14 protein-coding genes are annotated in these 19784 nt (G+C 44.3%); 3 read left to right on the forward strand and 11 right to left on the reverse strand.

Annotated features, from left to right (window positions below):
- Positions 1-3: 3 nt before the first annotated feature.
- The 7 genes from fdh3B to SJY39_RS22255 form a co-directional block, all read right to left on the reverse strand.
- Entirely contained in the window at positions 4-612 is a 609-nt protein-coding gene (gene fdh3B / locus SJY39_RS22225) for a formate dehydrogenase FDH3 subunit beta (protein ID WP_010440854.1), read from the reverse strand.
- A gap of 11 nt (positions 613-623) precedes the next feature.
- Positions 624-3479, reverse strand: a complete 2856-nt coding sequence (locus SJY39_RS22230) for a formate dehydrogenase subunit alpha (protein ID WP_016793305.1) — start codon at positions 3477-3479, stop codon at positions 624-626.
- A gap of 10 nt (positions 3480-3489) precedes the next feature.
- Entirely contained in the window at positions 3490-3690 is a 201-nt protein-coding gene (locus SJY39_RS22235; protein WP_016768068.1) for a twin-arginine translocation signal domain-containing protein, read from the reverse strand.
- A gap of 76 nt (positions 3691-3766) precedes the next feature.
- Complete coding sequence (locus tag SJY39_RS22240; protein ID WP_010440860.1) at positions 3767-4399, reverse strand: molecular chaperone; 633 nt, start codon at positions 4397-4399, stop codon at positions 3767-3769.
- A 9-nt stretch (positions 4400-4408) separates the two neighbouring features.
- Entirely contained in the window at positions 4409-6070 is a 1662-nt protein-coding gene (locus tag SJY39_RS22245; RefSeq protein ID WP_016793304.1) for a 4Fe-4S dicluster domain-containing protein, read from the reverse strand.
- 300 nt (positions 6071-6370) lie between these two features.
- Complete coding sequence (locus SJY39_RS22250; RefSeq protein ID WP_016793303.1) at positions 6371-7042, reverse strand: DUF3306 domain-containing protein; 672 nt, start codon at positions 7040-7042, stop codon at positions 6371-6373.
- Positions 7032-7496 (reverse strand): DUF3305 domain-containing protein, encoded by a 465-nt coding sequence (locus SJY39_RS22255; protein WP_010440867.1) that lies wholly within the window; start codon positions 7494-7496, stop codon positions 7032-7034. The genes SJY39_RS22250 and SJY39_RS22255 overlap by 11 nt, the downstream gene beginning before the upstream one ends.
- 353 nt (positions 7497-7849) lie before the next feature.
- On the opposite strand from SJY39_RS22255, the gene fdhD reads away from it, so the two are divergent.
- Positions 7850-8695: a formate dehydrogenase accessory sulfurtransferase FdhD gene (fdhD, locus tag SJY39_RS22260; RefSeq protein ID WP_010440869.1), complete on the forward strand. Its 846-nt coding sequence runs from the start codon at positions 7850-7852 to the stop codon at positions 8693-8695.
- Positions 8696-8870: 175 nt separating this feature from the next.
- On the opposite strand, the gene SJY39_RS22265 is transcribed toward fdhD, so the two are convergent.
- Positions 8871-10454, reverse strand: a complete 1584-nt coding sequence (locus SJY39_RS22265) for an ABC-F family ATPase (RefSeq protein ID WP_010440871.1) — start codon at positions 10452-10454, stop codon at positions 8871-8873.
- Positions 10455-10915: 461 nt separating this feature from the next.
- Between SJY39_RS22265 and SJY39_RS22270 the strand changes: the two genes are divergently transcribed.
- Positions 10916-13261 carry an ATP-binding protein gene (locus SJY39_RS22270; RefSeq protein WP_016793302.1) on the forward strand — a complete coding sequence of 782 codons (2346 nt, stop codon included), beginning with the start codon at positions 10916-10918 and terminating at the stop codon, positions 13259-13261.
- Position 13262: 1 nt separating this feature from the next.
- A complete protein-coding gene (locus SJY39_RS22275) occupies positions 13263-14150 on the forward strand; it encodes a mechanosensitive ion channel family protein (RefSeq protein ID WP_010440875.1) in 888 nt (295 codons plus the stop codon).
- Positions 14151-14287: 137 nt separating this feature from the next.
- On the opposite strand, the gene SJY39_RS22280 is transcribed toward SJY39_RS22275, so the two are convergent.
- The 3 genes from SJY39_RS22280 to SJY39_RS22290 form a co-directional block, all read right to left on the reverse strand.
- On the reverse strand, positions 14288-15907 hold the full coding sequence (locus tag SJY39_RS22280; protein ID WP_016791633.1) for a methyl-accepting chemotaxis protein: 1620 nt from the start codon (positions 15905-15907) through the stop codon (positions 14288-14290).
- A 298-nt stretch (positions 15908-16205) separates the two neighbouring features.
- The gene (locus SJY39_RS22285) at positions 16206-18233 is read right to left on the reverse strand and encodes a cache domain-containing protein (protein ID WP_016784880.1); all 2028 of its coding nucleotides are present in this window, start codon (positions 18231-18233) and stop codon (positions 16206-16208) included.
- On the reverse strand, positions 18223-19686 hold the full coding sequence (locus SJY39_RS22290) for a sigma-54 dependent transcriptional regulator (RefSeq protein ID WP_016788664.1): 1464 nt from the start codon (positions 19684-19686) through the stop codon (positions 18223-18225). Before SJY39_RS22290 ends, SJY39_RS22285 begins: the two co-directional genes overlap by 11 nt.
- Positions 19687-19784 lie beyond the last annotated feature (98 nt).

Here is a 19784-nt window from a genome sequence, read left to right on the forward strand (position 1 = left end):
TAACTAGCTCTTCATCGCATCGTAAGAAAGGTCGTTGCCGTCTGTCCAACCAGCACCTTTCGCACCACGCTCAACAACACGCTGACGGAAGATATCAGAGACTTGCTCAGCATCACCGGCAAGCAGCGCTTTTGTTGAACAAAGCGAAGCACACATTGGCAGCTTGCCTTCAGCAATACGGTTCGCACCGTACTTCTGACGCTCTTCTACAGAACCTGGCTCTGTTTCAGGGCCGCCAGCACAGAAGGTGCATTTGTCCATCTTACCGCGCTCACCAAATGCTTCCTGTTTAGGGAATTGAGGTGCGCCAAACGGACAAGCAAACAAACAGTAACCACAACCGATACACAGATCTTTATTGTGAAGTACGATGCCGTCTTCTGTATGTTCAAAACAGTCTGCTGGGCACACTGCCATACAAGGGGCATCAGTACAGTGCATACATGCTACTGAGATAGAGTTTTCACCCGGTTCGCCATCGTTCAGTGTTACAACGCGGCGACGTTGAATACCCCATTCCAGAGCATCATCATTTTCATTCTTACATGCAGTGACACAACCGTTACATTCGATACAACGTTTGGTGTCACAAAGAAATTTCATTCTAGCCATTTTAAGACTCCTTACGCTTTACGAATATTACAAAGGGTTACTTTCGTTTCCTGCATCAACGTGACAGGGTCGTAACCATATGTGGTTGCGGTATTGGCTGATTCACCAATAACGTAAGGATCAGTGCCTTCTGGGTACTTAGAACGCAAGTCTTCGCCTTCGAACTTACCACCGAAGTGGAACGGTAAGAACGCTAAACCCGGTTTAACACGACGAGTAACCATCGCTTTGACCTTGATACGGCCTTTCTCAGCACCTTCAACCCAAACATCATCGCCATCTTTGAAGCCAATGTCGTTTGCGTCTTTCGGGTTCACTTCAACAAACATCTCTTGTTGAAGTTCTGCTAGCCAAGGGTTAGAACGTGTTTCTTCACCACCACCTTCGTACTCAACCAGACGACCAGAAGTCAGAATGATTGGGTATTCACCAGACTTGTCTTGGTCTTGAATTGACTTGTACAACGTAGGAACACGGAAAATCGCTTCTTTGTCATCCCAAGTTGGGTAATCAGCAACAAGATCACGACGTGGTGTGTAAAGTGGCTCACGATGCAGTGGTACTCGGTCTGGGAATGTCCAAACAATCGCACGTGCTTTCGCGTTACCAAAAGGAATACAACCGTGCTTGATAGCCACACGTTGAATACCGCCAGAAAGGTCAGTTTTCCAGTTTTTACCTTCAGCAGACGCTTTCTCTTCTGCTGTTAGGTCGTCCCACCAACCAAGTTGTTTGATCAACTTGTCGCTGAACTCTGGGTAACCATCTTTGATTTCGCTGCCTTTTGAGTAGCTGTCTTCAGCCAGTAGGCTTTGACCTTCAAACTCCACACCGAAACGAGTACGGAAGTTACCGCCGCCCTCTGCAACAGGCTTAGACGTATCGTAAAGGATATGTGTGCCGGGGTGTTTCATCTCTGGGTTGCCCCAACATGGCCAAGGAAGACCGTAAGTCTCGCCATTCGCTGGGCCACCTTCTGCAGCAAGCGTGGTTTTGTGGAACGTGTGCCAGTTTTGTTGGTGCTCTTTCAAACGTTCTGGGCTTTGACCTGTGTAGCCGATTGTCCACATACCCTTGTTGAATTCACGAGTGATGTCTTCAATCAGTGGTTGGTTGTTCTCAACACGGATGTTTTTGAACAACTGATCAGAGAAACCAAGCTTCTTAGAAAGAAGGTACATAATTTCGTGGTCAGGTTTAGATTCGAACAGAGGATCAACAACCTTGTCACGCCACTGTAGAGAACGGTTTGACGCCGTTACACTGCCGTAGGTTTCAAATTGAGTGGTTGCTGGAAGCAAGTAAACGCCGTCGGAGCGATCGTTCATTACTGCCGCGACTGTTGGGTATGGGTCAACAATAACCATCATATCCAGCTTCTGCATCGCCTTCTTCATCTCTGGACCACGAGTCTGAGAGTTCACTGCGTGACCCCAGTAGAACATGGCGCGGATGTTTTCGCGTTGGCGAATCTTGTCTTTGTCTTCAAGCACACCATCAACCCAACGAGATACAGGAATACCTGCACTGTTCATTGGTTTTTGACCGCCGTATGCGTTGTCGTCAAAGCGTCCTTTGATCCAGTCAAAGTCAACTTCCCAGACTTTAGACCAGTGACGCCAAGAACCTTCAGACAAGCCGTAGTAGCCTGGAAGTGTGTCAGACAGTACGCCAAGGTCAGTTGCGCCTTGTACGTTATCGTGTCCACGGAAAATGTTTGCACCGCCGCCTGATTTACCGATGTTACCTAGCGCAAGCTCAAGGACACAGTAAGCACGTGTGTTGTTGTTACCAGTAGTATGTTGAGTACCACCCATACACCAAACAATACAACCCGGGCGGTTTTCAGAAAGTAGTTTCGCAGTTTGGTAAACGTCTTCTTCGCTTACGCCTGTCACACGCTCAACTTCTGCTGGGTTCCACTTCGCCACTTCTTCACGGATTTCTTCCATGCCGAATACACGTTGGCGAATGAACTCTTTGTCTTCCCATTGGTTTCCAAATACATGCCATAAGATGCCCCAAATGAAGGCAACATCTGAACCAGGGCGCAATGATACGTAATGATCAGATTTCGCAGCAGTACGCGTACGACGAGGATCCGCAACTACGATTTTACAGTTGTTCTTCTCTTTCGCGATTAGGATATGTTGCATCGCTACTGGGTGAGCTTCTGCAGGGTTCGAGCCAATGAATAGCATTGATTTACAGTTGTGCATGTCATTGAACGAGTTTGTCATCGCACCGTAACCCCAAGTGTTCGCAACACCGGCTACTGTGGTTGAGTGACAAATACGAGCTTGGTGGTCAACGTTGTTTGTTCCCCACAAAGACGCCATCTTACGGAATGCGTAAGCTTGCTCGTTACTGTGTTTTGCACTGCCGAGGAAGTAAACCGAATCAGGGCCAGATTCCTTACGCAGTTCTAGAGCCTTGTTGCCGATTTCTTCAATCGCTTGTTCCCAGGAAAGCTTCTTCCACTTACCGCCTTCCAATTTCATTGGGTACTTAAGACGACGTTCACCGTGGCCGTGCTCACGTAGTGCTGCACCTTTCGCACAGTGTCCACCAGCGTTAAATGGGTGATCGAAAGCAGGCTCTTGACCCGTCCATACACCATTTTGAACTTCAGCGTAGATACCACAACCTACGGAGCAGTGAGAACAGATAGTACGTTTTACTTCTGTTTTCGCTTCTGGGTCGACTGATTTAGCCTGTGCTTTCTTCATCATGCCCGGTGCGAATAGACTTGCGCCTACAACCGCGCCACCAGCAGCAAGTGAAGTGTTTTTCATGAAGGCGCGACGAGACACACCTAGCTGATTCGTTTCTTTGCTCACACTATCGGAGCGTTTGACAAGTTTCATCCGTTATCTCCTAAAGTGTGTCGTAGTAATCGCGAATATGTTGCGTTTCACGATAGCCCGTCTTCTTCACGTCTTTTTCAGGTATTTCAACCGTTTCTGAAGCGGTTGCCACTTTGGTTGTACCAGCGACAACGGCACCAGCAACGGCTGCAGTCGTTAAACCTTTGAGTAAGTCTCTACGGCTTGTATCTATTTCTTTATTATCTTTCATCATTGCTTCCTTACCTTGCGGTAGATCTTTTTGGAGGCTTCATGCCCCTCTATCGATATAATCGCGTACTGCTCGATTACTCGTAATCAGTGACGTTTTTCACATCAATCTTTAATTTGTGTTTACTGCTTTTTGTATTCACGCTGAAACGAACCTGCTCCAACGTTAAGAATGCTTCACATAGCTGAGCTGCAGATTTGTAGAAGTTGGCACTCTCTGCTGCTTCAAGCTGACGTGTAAATGAGTTAAACCAAGGACCGATATGTTTATTGAAAACGGCTTGTTGTAACGCGTCTTCTTCATCGGTTAGCATCGCCATTACTTCACAAAGAGCCGCGATATGATCTTCAGGCTCTTTAACCTGCTCATCACGCTCAATGCCAAGCAATTCAAGATCGTGACGGATCTCAGCTAATGGTTTCTCCATCATCGATCCTGTTCTATGCCAAGACCCAAATGGAACAATCTCCCCACGACCAATGCCAATGAACAAGTCTTGATATTCGTCTTCTAATGCTTCGCGGTTTGATTCGGTTGCTGCTTGTTGAATCGCAATCCAAGCCTTCTGCATCGCGCTTTCTGATGCTTCAATGTCTAGCGTCTTGAGAAAGTCGATCACCTCTTCAGAAGGTGCGCTACGAAACAATGCAGAAAGAACCAGATAGATTTCAGTTCTTAGTGTCTGTTCTTGATCTAAATGAGTATCCAAGGCGAACTCCTAGTATTTCAATTGTTTCAATGGGTCTTGAGCCATTGAATCGAACATGTCTACCACACGGCAGTCTTCACACATCGCAATACGATTAATTGCTGTCTCATCTGAGAAATGAGAGTGACCGCGTAACTTGTTCTGTAGCATGTCAATCATAGACTGTGGTGCGAATGGCTTATGACAACGTAAACATTCCGCTGCTTTCTCTTCATGAATTACAACCGCCTTCTGACGTTCTTCTTTCACCCAATTCATACGAGGAGTCAGAGTAAGTACGTTCTCAGGACATGCCTTTTCACACAGACCACATTGAATACAGTCTTGTTCTACAAACTTAAGCGATGGAGACGCACCGTCGGTATGCAGAGCACGTGTTGGACACACCGCCACACAACTCATACACAAAGTACAATCTTTGCTTTCACATGAAACCGTGCCGTATGGTGCATTCGAAGGAAGCTCAACAATGTTCTCAACTGGAATACGAGATGAAGACATCGCATCAAGTGCTGTGAACAAACGTTGACGCTTATTGCCTTGAAGATCGCCAAGTGCAAGGTCAAACGAATCCACACACAATGTCGGAGGACCTTCGCGAAGCGATTCTAGATAAAGGATATCAATGGTTTCTTTTGGAATACCGATTTGGTCAAGAAGCTCTTGAGCGATCCCGACTTCGTTATTAAGAACACGAATGATGGTTTCTGGCATAAAACGAGAAGCTGCAAACAGAACCTGAGTTGCACCATTCACTAGCGCTGCAAACCACGTATCAATACCAATAGATGGAAGTTCTTCCACCACAATCGGAATCACGTTATCTGGCAGGGCCTTTAACGCCATCAAATTGTAGGTTTCATGACGAGAGCTACAGATAAGCACGATAGGATCCAGACCGCCCGCTTGCTCGTAATTCGCTAGCGTACGCTCAATGAACTTTTGAGTATCGTCAGGGTTTGGAAGCGCATAGGTAATCGCTTCTGTAGGACAGCTCGTTGCACAAGTACCCACGCCTTGACATAGATAGGGGTTAATCTCAATCTTGTGACCTGTCTTATCTGAACCTTCACTTGAAAGAGCGCCAGCAGGACAAGCGTCAACACAACGTTCACAGCCTTTAACGCCACGTGAACTGTGCGCACATAGGTCTGTGTCTAAACGGAAGAACTTAGGCTTATCGAACGTGCCCATTAGCGTTGGAATCTCTTCTAACGCTTCAGCCAGTTTTGGATAACCGCGCCCTACTGGGTAATAACCAGGAACAGGTACTTCTTCAGTCATGCAACTATTCAGGCAAAGGTCTAACACCACATCGAAACAATCGTGATTAATAGCCACTTTTGCCAAGTTACTTGATGTACCTTTGCTTTCAATCAGAACTTCAAACGTGCCAAGGAAACCGGATACTTGAACCGAATTTGCGAAGTACAGCTCTGGGTTAGTTCCCTTTTCTCCATCTGTAGAAAGTAAAGTTAGACTCGTCAGCTGAGGTAATTGCGCAGCCGCACTCTCAATGATCTTTGTTGGACCAATGATGAGTGTGTTTCCCCCGCTCTCATAACTTACTGTCGGTGGAATTAGGTTTGTTAATTCAACTGTATTTTCAAATGCATACAGTCTTGCTTTAGCGTTATTTGAAGTTGCTTGTTCTAATAATTGTTTAAGCATTGCTCAGTTCCATCTTTGGACATGGATAATCTGTTCAATCTTCATTGTAGTTAGCGTTCGAGAACTTGCTGAGTAATCGCTTAACCGTTTGAGATTGCTCAACAAGTCAATCTTACTCAGGCTATCTACAAAAAAGTTGATAATAAACGTTATTTAGCAAATGCCATGCCAATTTAATATCCATTTTATTTCAATAGGTTAGAGTGAATTCTTGCGTAATTATCATTTGAATTAAGAATAAAAAAACCGCTTGGGACATTTTGTCGCAAGCGGTTCATTGAGTGTTTAGTCAAAATGTACCTATTCTTTGTGTGGTATATTTTGTCCCATTTTTTTCAGGTCAGCTTCGTCTGATATTGCAGCGCCAATATCGGGAACTGTGTTTTTATACAGTTCTTTTTCTTCTTCGGCTATTTCGGCACTTTCTGACGTTTCAAGTTCATTGTCAGAGACCTCAAGATCGCTTTCAGTACCTTCTAAAACGTCACCCTCATCTTTATTATCAATGACTCTCTCTTCTTCTAGCGTAGTTTCTTCTTCTGTTTTATCTTTAACCCAATCACGCAAGGTTTCCGCAACCCCTTCAGAAAGAGACTTCAAATTACTGTAATCATCGTCGTAATCATCTAAACCATCACGAACGTTGAACTCTTCTGAGAGGAATAATTTACGCAACGCCGCTTTTTTTACGCTTTCTGATGCTTCTGAAACCAATAATTGAGCAACAGAAACGTCTTCTTCTGGCGCTAAACCTTGAACATCAGTCGCCTCTTCAGCGCCTGCTGATGACAACGTCGTTTCAGTAGAAGCTTCAGTATCGACTTGTTCGATCTCAGAGGATGCATTTGACTGACCTGACGAAATCTCAGAAGAAGATTCAGTTATCTCAAGCGTTTGTTCTGTTTCCTGAGACTCGTCAGTAGATTCATCAAGCTTTCGTTGAGACCAACGACTAAAAAAGTTAGTTGCCATTTGATCGACCCGCGCCTTTGCGTTTTTTACGTCTTGCTTCTAATAACTCGCCATGACGACCGATGAACGCTTCCATCCAAGCTTGTACAGGCAACGGAATGTCGTATGAAAGTACTTGGTTGTCACCGTCCATGTATTGCCCTGCAACGGTTTGTGATGCCGTAAGTAACTGAATCACAGGCTTAACACCAGAATCGACGTTATCCATCACTAAGAATAGCTTAGGTTGCTGAGAACTTAGGTTGAAACGGTAGTCTGTACGCTCGTCTTTATGTAATTGAAGCAAACAAACGTCTTGGGTATCGTATTCTGGTGACAGTTCAAATCCCGTCAATTCCCATTGCGTGGTTACCCAGATACCTGTTTTGATCTCTTTCTCTATTCTTTGGACACCGATTGGCCAAGCTGCTTCAGTTTTTTCATATTGTTCTTTGAATTCTTTTGTCTCAGACATACTTCACCCAATTGATTTTCTTTGGTCTGAATGCACTTTGGACATTTTGTACTGTGCGCAATCATATACACCCCATAAAGCAATAAACACGCCAATATGGATTAATTGCGAGAGCGTATCTATAGCGTCCGCCATCAAGTTGTCACTATAACGTTAGTTGATAGCGGTTGTTTCATACAACTCCACACGATGAACTCTCATATTTTGCGCTATTTTCATCTAATGCTTCATGTTTCCATCAATCCCCGTTATTTTGGAATGAGATTTGCTTTAAGTCTGAACTAAAGAATCAATTAACAGAGCGGTGCTAGACCTCCTTGTTACAAACCTATCTCATTAAGTAGGAAGTGATTGTGGTAAAACCAAACATAATAAAAACCAGCGAAAACCCACTTCAGACAATCGAAGTTGAAGTGTTCGACGAATATGGTGAGAAACTAACTAAACAGATCGCTTGCGAACGCCCTCTTACCGTGATGTTGAACTGGAAAGAGATCGTAACCCTGATGACACTCGGCTCTCGTCCTGAGTCATTAGTATTAGGTTATTTGAAAAACCAGAGCTTCCTTTCCGATCCCGAAGCGGTTGAATCTATCATCATCGATTGGGAAACCAGCTCTGCTGCAGTTATTACCAAAGAAGATACGAGCCAACTTGAGCAAGCGCTTAAGAAGAAAACAGTGACCTCTGGCTGCGGTCAGGGCACCATGTATGGCAACGTGATGAAGCAGTTGGAAGATTACCAAGTGCCTCAAAACAAGATCAAGCAATCTGAAATCTACACAGCGCTTGAAGCATTGACTCATTATAATGATACCTACAAGAAAGCCGGCGCGGTGCACGGTTGTGCGGTTTGCAAAGACGACAAGGTTCTATCGTTTGTTGAAGATGTTGGCCGACACAATGCCGTTGATACATTGGCTGGTGAGATGTGGCTTAACAAAGAGTCAGGTGAAGATAAGATCTTCTATACCACAGGGCGTTTAACGTCTGAGATGGTGATTAAGGTTGCGCAGATGGGTATCCCTGTTCTGCTCTCACGCTCTGGCGTAACGCAAATGGGCTTAGACTTGGCTCAGAAGTTCGGTATCACAACGATTGCTCGTGCTAAAGGTTTACGTTTCCAAGTGTTCACCGGTGCAGACAAGATCGATTTTGATGTGAAAGGTGAACAATCAGCACCCGGACAAAAAGCGTGAGTTTGACTTGGTGATTCACTAACTGCTTTTAATGTGAAATTCTGATGTGAAGAGTTAGTGGCTCACAATATATAGATACAAAAACGCCGTCATGCTTTTCAGTATGACGGCGTTTTCTTAGTTAAAGCTTCAAGTTTCCCACCTGCTGAGTAGGAAACTAAGGTCAGCTTAATGCTTAGCCACGAGCTTTCAAGAATTCAGCGTATGTACCGCGGAAGTCGTTGATCTTGCCATCCTTGATTTCAAGAACACGGGTCGCTAGCGAGTCTACAAATACACGGTCGTGAGATACGAAGAACAATGTGCCTTTGTAGTTCTCAAGAGCCAAGTTAAGCGCTTCGATAGACTCCATATCCATGTGGTTTGTTGGTTCATCCATTAGTAGGATGTTTGGCTTATGCATCATAATCTTACCAAGAAGCATACGACCTTGCTCACCACCAGAAATAACCTTTACAGATTTCTTAATGTCATCTTGACCAAACAACATACGACCTAGGAAACCACGAACAACCTGCTCGTCTTCACCTTCTTGGCGCCATTGACTCATCCAATCAAACAGGTTCATGTCTTCTTCGAAATCATGAGCATGATCTTGAGCGTAGTAACCGATGTTTGAGTTTTCAGACCACTTGTACTCACCAGTGCGAGGCTCAAGAGCGCCAGCTAGTGTGTTAAGTAGTGTTGTTTTACCTACACCGTTTTCACCGATGATAGCAACACGCTCACCAACTTCGAAGATTGCATCGAACTTGCTGTATAGGTCTTCTTCAAAACCTTGGGATAGGTTTTCAACCACAAGCGCGTTACGGAATAGCTCTTTTGACTGTTCGAAACGGATGAATGGGTTTTGACGGCTAGACGCTTTAACTTCGTCTAGTTGAATTTTATCGATTTGTTTAGCACGAGACGTCGCTTGTTTCGCTTTAGATGCGTTAGCAGAGAAACGAGAAACGAACGTTTGAAGTTCAGCGATTTGTGCTTTCTTCTTAGCATTGTCAGACAGTAGACGCTCACGAGCTTGAGTCGCAGCCGTCATGTACTCATCGTAGTTACCTGGGAATAGACGAAGTTCGCCGTAATCAAGGTCAGCCATGTGTGTACAAACAGAGTTTAGGAAGTGACGGTCGTGCGAAATGATGATCATTGTGCAGTTACGTTGGTTTAGCGTATCTTCCAACCACTTGATCGTGTCCATGTCCAAGTTGTTCGTTGGTTCGTCAAGAAGCATGATATGCGGGTCTGCAAACAGTACTTGAGACAATAGAACACGAAGTTTCCAACCCGGTGCTACTTCGCTCATCAGGCCAAAGTGCATTGATTCTTCAATACCTACCGCAAGAAGAAGCTCACCCGCTTTCGCTTCTGCCATGTAGCCGTCCATTTCAGCGAACTGAACTTCAAGGTCAGCCACTTTCATGCCGTCTTCTTCGCTCATTTCTGGCAAAGAGTAAATGCGGTCACGCTCTTGTTTAATAGCCCAAAGCTCTTTGTGACCCATGATAACCGTGTCGATTACCGTGAATTCTTCGTAAGCGAATTGGTCTTGGTTTAGCTTTGCAACGCGCTCATTTGGATCGTAGCTTACGTTACCGGCAGTCGGCTCAAGTTCACCTGATAGGATCTTCATGAATGTCGATTTACCACAGCCATTCGCGCCGATTAGACCGTAGCGGTTGCCTTCGCCGAACTTAACTGAAATATTTTCGAAAAGTGGCTTAGCGCCGAATTGTTGGGTGATATTTGCTGTGGAGATCAATGCCGTTACCTTTTTAATGTGAAAAACGCCGCAACGTTACTTGTTCAGGGCTTTAACTGCAAGTATTGATTGCAATTACTGACCATTAAGTGAGTGATAACCTTGCCAAATCATAGTTTGAGCTGACTCACACTTTTGATTTTCTATTTTGCAGAGAAAAAACGTCTTTCTTCAAGAGAAACAAAGTAGCGAACACCAGTCGTTATTGGGTTTTATATTACGACTGATGTAATGCTGATAATTGAATATATCGCATGGCGCATTGTTACAGTTGAACCTGCTTTCAGACTAGCAACCAGCGACATAGCTAACTGCTCAAATACTAGCCCAACCCCTGACAATTTCATGACAATGATGAAAGAAACAGGAATAAAGTACTCTCCCCCGAAAAGTGGTTAGATTTCACAAAGCAAGATTAACTAACTATAGTAATCCTAACCTCATAATTCTAAGAGATTTTTATGCGTTCACTATCGCGCTTCTTATTGCTTTTATTAGCCATGCTCTCTTGGCCCAGTCATGCCAACTTGGAATATGACTTACAATCACAACCTCAGGTATCGAACGCAGTCAAAGCTCTGGACAACCGTATAAATGCCCTACCCGATCCTTTGTTTATGGATGAATTGGATAAACGCAAAGTCAACACTCTATTGGCTGAAGTGCTTCGAGTTCAAAATCAGCAAATCACGACATTTGACCAGCAGTTGTTAGCCTACAAAGAAAACAACAATGTCGATCTGTGGTTTGCGGTTGAGTCAAGCTACGTGACATTGAATAGTTTGAACGTCAGTAAGCAGCACCTGCTTGAACAGACGACCACTGCAAACAAAGAACGCCTGACAGGTTTTGGCCCTTATGGGGTAACTCAGTTTAAACAAGAGTGGGATCTGACTAAGCTCAACGTTGAATATCTGGTCTATTTTCAGATCCGTAGCTTCAAGGCGTTAGTTAACGATATCTTTATTTCGCCCGTACCTGTGATTGGCGCGTCGTTAAAAGTGTTGTTCATCTACTCCGGTTTAGTGTGGTGGCTTGCCAACAGCACTCGCTTGATTGAGTTGTTTCGAATTAACTTTCTTGAAGCGAAAACGAACCCTCCTTTCCTAGTTCGCGTGATTTGGTATATCAGCCGCGCTGATCGAGCGATTGCTTGGCTAATTGCCATCACACTTTCATTGAGAGTACTTTCTAGCATCTCTAGCCTGCAACACCTGATTTTCCTTGAGATCTTCACATGGTGGATTCTTGGAGGCTCGATTGCGATTAGCTTTATCCTCGAATTTGCTTACCGTTTAGGCCGCACATCGAATCAAGAAGTGATTGCTCTGCGTCTATCAACAATTCGCCGTTATGTGTGGAGCTTCATTATTGCGGGTGTGATTCTGCAAATATCGAGCATAACCCTGGGCAAAGGCACGATCTACAGTTGGATATACAGCGTTCTGTTTTTCTGGTTTGTGTTGGTTACTATCTCAGTTCTTCGATTATGGCGAGCAAAAGTATTCGATACATTACAACACATCTCCGATCGACCAGTATGGGTCAATTGGGCGGTAAACCGTAAGGACACTTTTCTCCTTAATATTGTTGCAACAGCGCTGGGGATCGCTTGGTTGAGTGTTTATAACTTTCAGCATCGAATCATGGCTCTACTTTCTAACTACACTCTGTTTAGTCAAGCCTTAGCTTATTTGTTTCGAATTGAAGTGGCGAAACAGTCTGACCTTGATAAGAACCAACAGAATTTAGTGAGGATAAAAGGCGACCAAACCTTTGAATACATTTTACCGGGTTCAATAGACAGCACGCTTATTGATTATGCCGGCGACGAGGTGAAACAGCTTTCTCGCTACCTCATGTCAGATAGCCCTGCAATTTGTATCGTGTCTGGCGAGCGTGGTGTTGGCTCAACGACTCTGCTTTATACCCTGCTGCACAAGGTGTCAAATGCCGAGCCAGTCTACGTAAGCTGCCCATATGCGGGGTACCAAGAGTTCCTAGCCCATCTAGCAGTGAGTATTGGTTTGGATGAGGAAGCCACCGAGATTCAGATTTTGGCGCATCTACGTAAAAGCGAAACCACTTATCTTATTGCGATTGATAATGCACAGCGCTTAGTCAAGCCTATGGTGGGCGGATTATCTGATCTTATCCGCCTAACAAACTTGCTTCGTCGTTCTAAAAAAAATCACCGTGTAGTCATGTCGATTGCCAAATCAAGCTGGCGCTTTGTTGATCGAGCTCGTGGTGAGCGCTTGTTGTTTGACCTGGTTTGCTTCCTTCCTCGTTGGACAGAAAAACAAGTGAGTGAGCTTTTAACGAGTCGCATCAACAACGAGTTAGAAAAGCCGTTGTCATTTGATGGCTTGGTGGTTCCTAAGCAGTGGGATCAAGATGACATGACAGAAGAGGAACGCGCTCGTAAAGGGTTTTATCGAATTCTATGGCATTACTCCGATGGTAACCCTACCGTTGCCCTGCGCTTCTTCCGTTTATCTCTGAATCGAAATAAAGAGACAGATCAAGCCGTGGTACGCTTGTTCCACGTACCAGAAGCTCAAGAGCTAGAAAACATGCCTAAACCTATGCTGGCTGTGCTTCGTTCTATCGTGCAGTTGGAAATCGCGTCGCCAGAAGTGCTGTCTGAATGTACTCAGTTGAGTATTGCTGAGATTACCGGGATTCTGCGTTATTTCGAAAGTCGCGGTTACATTGGCTGGAATGAAGACAAGGCTAAGATATCGGATCACTGGTTCCGTCACATTACTAACGTTCTCGACCGTCAACATTTATTGGTGAAGTGAAATGAAGAAGTTATTTGTCCTATTACTTGTTGGCTTAGCGACTACCGTGAGTTTTCCGACCTATGCAACGGAAGAGTTAGCCAACGTAGAGAACATCTCTAAGATTGCAAGCTTGGTACGATGGAGCGGTGTGTTCTTCTCCATGATCGTTATTGCAGCAATGTGGCTGTTGCTTAAGTTCATCAATTCGTTGGTGACCAGCTTTGGTAGCCAGTTTGTGCAATATAGAATGTTGCTACAAAAACTGCAGTCGTTTACTCAGTTCTTTATCTACGTAAGCACGGGTCTTATCGTGTTCATGATGAGTTTTAGAATTAACGACCAAATACTGGCTTTGATTGGGGGTACTCTTGCTGTTTCAGTAGGCTTTGCGCTTAAAGACTTGGCAGCATCATTTATCGCGGGTATCACGGTGATGATCGATAGACCCTTTCAAGTTGGTGATCGCGTCACGTTTGAAGGTAATTACGGCGACATAATTACGATTGGTTTGCGTTCTGTGCGCATGAGAACTTTGAATGATGACATCATCACAATTCCAAACAACAAGTTCTTAAATGAAGTCACTACCAGTGGTAACTATGGTGCGTTGGATATGCAGGTGGTGATTCCGTTTTACGTCGGAATGAATGAAGACATCACTCTAGCCCGTGACTTAATCCAAGAAGCGGCTTCTTCAAGTCGCTATATTCATTTACCCAAGCCGGTCACGGTTTTAGTAAAACAGACGATTACGGATAACTACTTAGCGATACAACTAACTTGTAAAGCTTACGTAGTGGACACCGCATATGAGAAGTTATTTGAAACCGACATTACTTTGCGTGTAATGAAGGAGTTCAGAAAGCACAATATCAACCCTCCGAAAATTTCAGTGGCTGCGCATTAATCGAAGTCGGTTTAACGCTTGGAGAGTGAATTAACCTTCTCGTTATCGATAAACAAAAACACCTCCTAACTTATCTCAAGTGCGGAGGTGTTTTTTTATGAGGTTTCTATGTGCGGAAAGACTAAGAGTTGTTGGGTTTATACCTTAAAGTACTTCAACTGTTCTGTTAGGTACTCTGTGGTGTTAGCCATTTTCTGACTGTCTTCTGCCAGTGATTGTGATGCTTGTAGAACTTCATTCGCGGCTAAATGAATGCCAGTGACACTTTCACTCATTTCTGTTGCTACCGCACTCTGCTGCTCCGAGGCTGCAGCAATCTGTGCCACCATGTCGTTCGCGTTATGTAATTCAGTAACAATCACATCAAGTTGTTGGCGCGTGTCATTGGAAGCGACGACACTATGATCGACCTTCTCATTACTGCTTTGCATCGCTTTGTAGGTTCGTTCTGCTTGCTGAGTGAGTTTCTCTATTGTGTGTTGGACTTCGTTGGTTGAATTTTGAGTACGACTCGCAAGGTTACGAACTTCATCTGCAACCACTGCAAACCCTCTTCCTTGCTCACCAGCACGTGCCGCTTCAATCGCAGCATTTAGCGCTAATAAGTTGGTTTGTTCGGATACATCACGTATCACACTCACCACTTGGCTTATCTCAGTCACACCGGATTGTAAGTCTCTCACAAGGTCATTAGCTGTCGAAATGTTTTCTGAAACTTGAGATATCGTTTTGGAGGTCACCTGCATGTTTTGGTCGTTTTGATTCGCATGATCCACCACTTTATTGGTGCTCTCTGCTGTGTTTTCGGCATTTACGGCAACATCAGAAATGGTCGCACTCATTTCTGTCATCGCGGTAGACAATAACTCAAGTTGTGCATGTTGAGAGTTAACACTGGTTGCGGCTTCTTCACTCGCTTGAGCTATGTGGCTCGCCATATTGCTGGATAAGTCGGCAGACTCATTCGCGGTTCGCAACGTACTTTGAAGTTTATCTAACATGGTATCGATCTGATGGCTCATATCGCCGAGTTCATCTTTTCGCATCATGTTCATGCGGACACGAAGATCGCCATCGGCAATTTTATGAGTGTTACCGATAAGCTTGTCGAGTGGTACAAGAATATTATTGGAAATCGCATAACCCATCGCAAACAAAAGGACTGAGAACACCACGGCAACCAGCCCTTCTTTGATTGCTAATGCGTAAAATGCCTCTTGTATGTCTGCGACTAATATTCCAGAGCCAACCACCCAGTTCCATTCAGGAAATAATTGTACATATGAAATCTTGTCTTTGAGTTCACCTTGAGGGCTCATCCATTGATAATCGAGAAAGCCTTTTTCCGCAGGAGAACGAGAAATGGTGACCATTTCGCGCCAGTGATGTTTACCCGCACCATCTTTTAAGTTGCCCGCATTCGTATCGTTCAGTTCGGGCTTTAATGGGTGGCTAATAATGTTGAGCTGCTGATTTAAGATCCAGAAATAGTTGGTGCTGTCATAGCGAAGTGTCTCGATTGCGCGTAGAGCCTGTTCTTTTGCGACTGCTTCGCCAAGCACGTTACGTTGGCTGTAATAGTAGCTCGCCAAACTGACTGCAGTTTCAACTTGAGCACTTAGCTTATCTTGCCGTTCCTCCATGGAGCTCGCGCGCTGCTGTATTAGATTAAAAGTAGACGTCATTACCAAGAGAACAACCGATAAGATGACAATGGATACGAGTTTTGATTTGATAGAAAGGTTACTTAATTTCATAGCTGACTGACTTTATTATTTGTTTTGATTATGAATTTTCGACCAAGGTATCAAAATTTCATACAGTTCAGATGATATGCATCAAGACTGAAGAATATACACTGTGTTACATAATCAAAAAGAGGCACTCGTCAAACAGGCAGAGGTTGAGATTTAGCTTGTGATAGATTAGTAGGACGTGATTTGCGTGCCTGGGCAGAAAAAAGAGAGAAGCCCAGGAACGTTAGAGGTCTAATTAGGTAACCTCTAACGGAGGATCGAATCTAAGCGTAAGTAACGGTTCGATCAGGTATTTAGTTTAGAGGTTGGACACCAGCAATTGCGGTTTTGCTTTTTGTTGAAGGTAGATACTAAAGCAACTTCCCTTGCCTACCTCAGATTCAACTCGGATTTCACCACCAGTCTGACTCAAGATACTTTGAGAGACAGATAAGCCTAAGCCTGTACCGTCGCGTTTGGTGGTATAAAAAGGCGAGAAAATACGTTTTAGTTGTTCTTCTTTAATACCACAGCCTTCATCTTTAACATGAACGATAGCGCCATGAGACACACCATTTTCAACCCAATCTTCACTTGAAATCGTCAATGTACCTTGCCCATCCATGGCATGAATCGCGTTCATTTGTAAGTTCACGAGGATCTGTAGCAGTTGATTTCGATTAACTTCAACAGATGTTTTTGCACTAAGGTTAGAGACATAAACAATACCTTTCTTCTTAGCGCCCGTTTTCACTAATGTGATGCTCTCATCTACTATCGGGTTGATATGTTGCCATGTGACTTCGTCTTGAACACCGCCATGTCGGCTATATTGAAGCAGGCTTCGTGTGATGTTTCGAATTCGATCGATTTGTTCCATGATAGCTTGGACTTCTTCGTTGACTCGACCAATGTCATCTCCTAGTTCAAACTTCATCAACTCTACGTTGCCTAAAATCACGGCTGTTGGGTTATTAATCTCGTGCGCAATTCCTGCGGTTAACTCGCCTAGTGCTGCCAACTTTTCATTGACCACCAGCTTATCTCTCGCTTGGTTGAGTAGTTGAATGTGAAGCTCAAGCTCTTCAGTTTTCTCTTTCAAACTCGCGGTACGAGAATGAACTTTGCATTCCAATTCTGACGCCGCTTGTTGAATCTCTTGATTACGCTCGTGTAGAAGATCCAACATCTTGTCAAACTGTTTAGCGAGCAGTGTCAGTTCGTGTTGATCATCCAATCCTAGCGTACCAATTCGCTTGTCTTGCCCCATTTGGACAAGCTTGACGACTTTATGAATGCGTTCAATTGGGTTGAAAAGATCACGCGCGCCACGATGGACGATCAAACCCGAAGCTAGCAATAGCAATACAATGGTAATGCTTATTTCACCAAGATTAGTTAAATAAGTTTGTATGAGAGGCCAAATTAGATAACCGGTGTAAAGCATGCCAATGACGTTGTCGAATTGGTCATGGATCGGCTGGTAAGCGGTGATGTACCACGCATCGTAAACATATGCACGGTCAAGCCACTCTTTGCCTTCATTGAGCACTTTTGTGTGAACTTCGTTGGAGACGCGAGTACCAATAGCGCGTCCTGCACTGTCCTCGCTACTTAGCGGAACGTTCGTGCTAACGCGAAGATCATCTAGAAATACAGTAACGGTACCAATACGTCGATTAAAACCATCGCGTTGTGGGTATATCAGATTGCTGATCTGATCAACTAATTGGGTACTATTATTGAGTAAAATACCGCCATCAAGAAAACCAATTACATGGTCATGTTTGTCTCTAATTGACACAACAGTGCGACTGACCAAACCTCGAGTTTCGACATCGTGCCCGTTGAGCATTGGTACTTCGGCTTGTTTCGCTAGATTGCGATCGAGTTCATTCAGTTCATCTTGAGTAAGCACATTAAAAAAGGACTCTTTGTGCGTAAGATCAAGGTATTCAAGCTTTTTGTCCATTTGCTCAACACTGCGCCAGCGTAGAAAATCGAGCTTATAGCGTTTCTTGTTCTCTGACACCCAGCGAGTGAAGTCTTCTTTCGAACCATTACTGGTGAGCTTTACTCGGAAATTGTAAGATTCAGCAAACGCTTGAACATTATAAGCTTGTTGGCTTTGAATCAAATGAATACTGTTGTCTGCGACATCCAAACGCTCATCGACATCAATTAACGCGCCCTGCCACGTATAATGAACCGACCAATACAAGGTAATGGCAACCAATGCGCAGAGCGTTAAGATAATCGGAGCGGATGTCAGGAACAATAAGCGATAACGTACCATTGTTTTGAAACGGAACGTCCACTTAGACCACCAAAGACGTCTAATCGGCATATTCAGAACCTTCTGTGTTCCAATCTTTGTACTTACGTTCTAACGTTTTTCGTGCAACACCGAGATCTCTCGCTGCAGCAGATTTGTTGCCATCGTGAAAACTCACTAGTTGCTCAATATGTGCTTTTTCCACTTCTTTGAGTGTCCAACTGTTTGGATACCCTTCTGCCGCGTCATAGTTTTCCAAGTTAGGCACTTCAGACCCATGTGACACCGTCACTGATATACTCGTTGGTGCTGGATCACCGTTAATCTCACGCCAATAGTGAGCTGGTGGCTTGTCTAATAGAATGCATCGTTCGACTAAGTTTTTAAGCTCACGGATATTCCCCGGCCATTCGTACTCGTTCATTGCCAAGATATCTTCATGCGCCCAATTAGGGACAGGCATACCAAGTTCACTTGATAATAAACGTGTAAAGTACGGAACAAGCTCAATCAAATCAGATGGACGTTCTCTAAGAGGAACAACATCTATCTTAAGTACATTGAGTCGATAGAAGAGATCACGGCGAAAATGTCCTTTGTCGACCTCATCCTGTAAGTTTCGGTTGGTCGCAGCGACAACTCGAACGTCGACGGCGATCTCTTTCTCGCTGCCGACAGGACGAATCGTACGTTGCTCTAAAACTCGTAATAAAGCTGCTTGCATTGGTAATGGCATCTCACCTATTTCGTCAAGGAACAGTGTGCCACCACTTGCGACTCTAAAGAGACCCTCTCTATTTTTTTTCGCGCCAGTAAATGCACCTGATGTATGACCAAACAACTCACTTTCTAAAAGCTCTGGTGCAATCGCGCCGCAGTTAATCGGTACAAATGGCCCCGTACGTTTGCTGGCTTCATGTACACCACGCGCGACCAGTTCCTTACCGGTTCCGGATTCACCTTCGATAAGCACTGAGGCTCTTGATGGCGCAAACTGACTAATAAGTTGTTTAAGCTGTTTGGTTTTGTCTGAATTACCGATCAATTCGGTTTTAATATGACGGCTAACATCTCGCTTTAGCGCATATTGCATTCGTTGGTCTAAGCGCTTATCCATGCAGCGAAGTACGGCTTGTATCATCTGCTCCAAATTGAACGGCTTTAGAATGAAATCAGAAGCGCCAAGCTTAAGCGCTGATATGGTCATCTCTAGATCGGCGTAACCAGTCATGAAAATGACATCTGCACGCTTATCTGCATCATTAAAGGCTTCTTCCCACTCAATACCAGAACGACCTGGAAGATTAATATCGAGAACGATCAGATCAAAATGCTCATTGCAACGGAGGATCTCAGCCTCTTCTACAGAACCCGCACTTGAGACCTTACCAAAGAACTTACCTAGTGCTTTTTTCAAAATGGCCTGCATGCCAATTTCATCGTCGACCACCAAGACAGAAAATGCTTGATATTGAGTCAATGTGTTTGGGTTGAGATTAGATGCAGTTGAACTAGGTAAAGACATATTGATAAGCCCACAGTGAAAGTTGGGACAGAGTGTACCAATTAACCTTTTGTGCTACAGGGGCAATATGCGACATTTTGTCCTAGCTCATGTTTTGG

The organism is Vibrio sp. R78045, from assembly GCF_042466085.1.
GTDB classification, from domain to species: Bacteria; Pseudomonadota; Gammaproteobacteria; order Enterobacterales; family Vibrionaceae; genus Vibrio; species Vibrio cyclitrophicus.

Bases quoted from the DNA above. Each gene is read 5' to 3' on its own strand.
- fdh3B (WP_010440854.1), bottom strand. From the start codon at position 612: ATGGCTAGAATGAAATTTCTTTGTGACACCAAACGTTGTATCGAATGT.
- SJY39_RS22230 (WP_016793305.1), bottom strand. From the start codon at position 3,479: ATGAAACTTGTCAAACGCTCCGATAGTGTGAGCAAAGAAACGAATCAG.
- SJY39_RS22235 (WP_016768068.1), bottom strand. From the start codon at position 3,690: ATGAAAGATAATAAAGAAATAGATACAAGCCGTAGAGACTTACTCAAA.
- SJY39_RS22245 (WP_016793304.1), bottom strand. From the start codon at position 6,070: ATGCTTAAACAATTATTAGAACAAGCAACTTCAAATAACGCTAAAGCA.
- SJY39_RS22250 (WP_016793303.1), bottom strand. From the start codon at position 7,042: ATGGCAACTAACTTTTTTAGTCGTTGGTCTCAACGAAAGCTTGATGAA.
- SJY39_RS22255 (WP_010440867.1), bottom strand. From the start codon at position 7,496: ATGTCTGAGACAAAAGAATTCAAAGAACAATATGAAAAAACTGAAGCA.
- SJY39_RS22270 (WP_016793302.1), top strand. From the start codon at position 10,916: ATGCGTTCACTATCGCGCTTCTTATTGCTTTTATTAGCCATGCTCTCT.
- SJY39_RS22275 (WP_010440875.1), top strand. From the start codon at position 13,263: ATGAAGAAGTTATTTGTCCTATTACTTGTTGGCTTAGCGACTACCGTG.
- SJY39_RS22280 (WP_016791633.1), bottom strand. From the start codon at position 15,907: ATGAAATTAAGTAACCTTTCTATCAAATCAAAACTCGTATCCATTGTC.
- SJY39_RS22285 (WP_016784880.1), bottom strand. From the start codon at position 18,233: ATGCCGATTAGACGTCTTTGGTGGTCTAAGTGGACGTTCCGTTTCAAA.
- SJY39_RS22290 (WP_016788664.1), bottom strand. From the start codon at position 19,686: ATGTCTTTACCTAGTTCAACTGCATCTAATCTCAACCCAAACACATTG.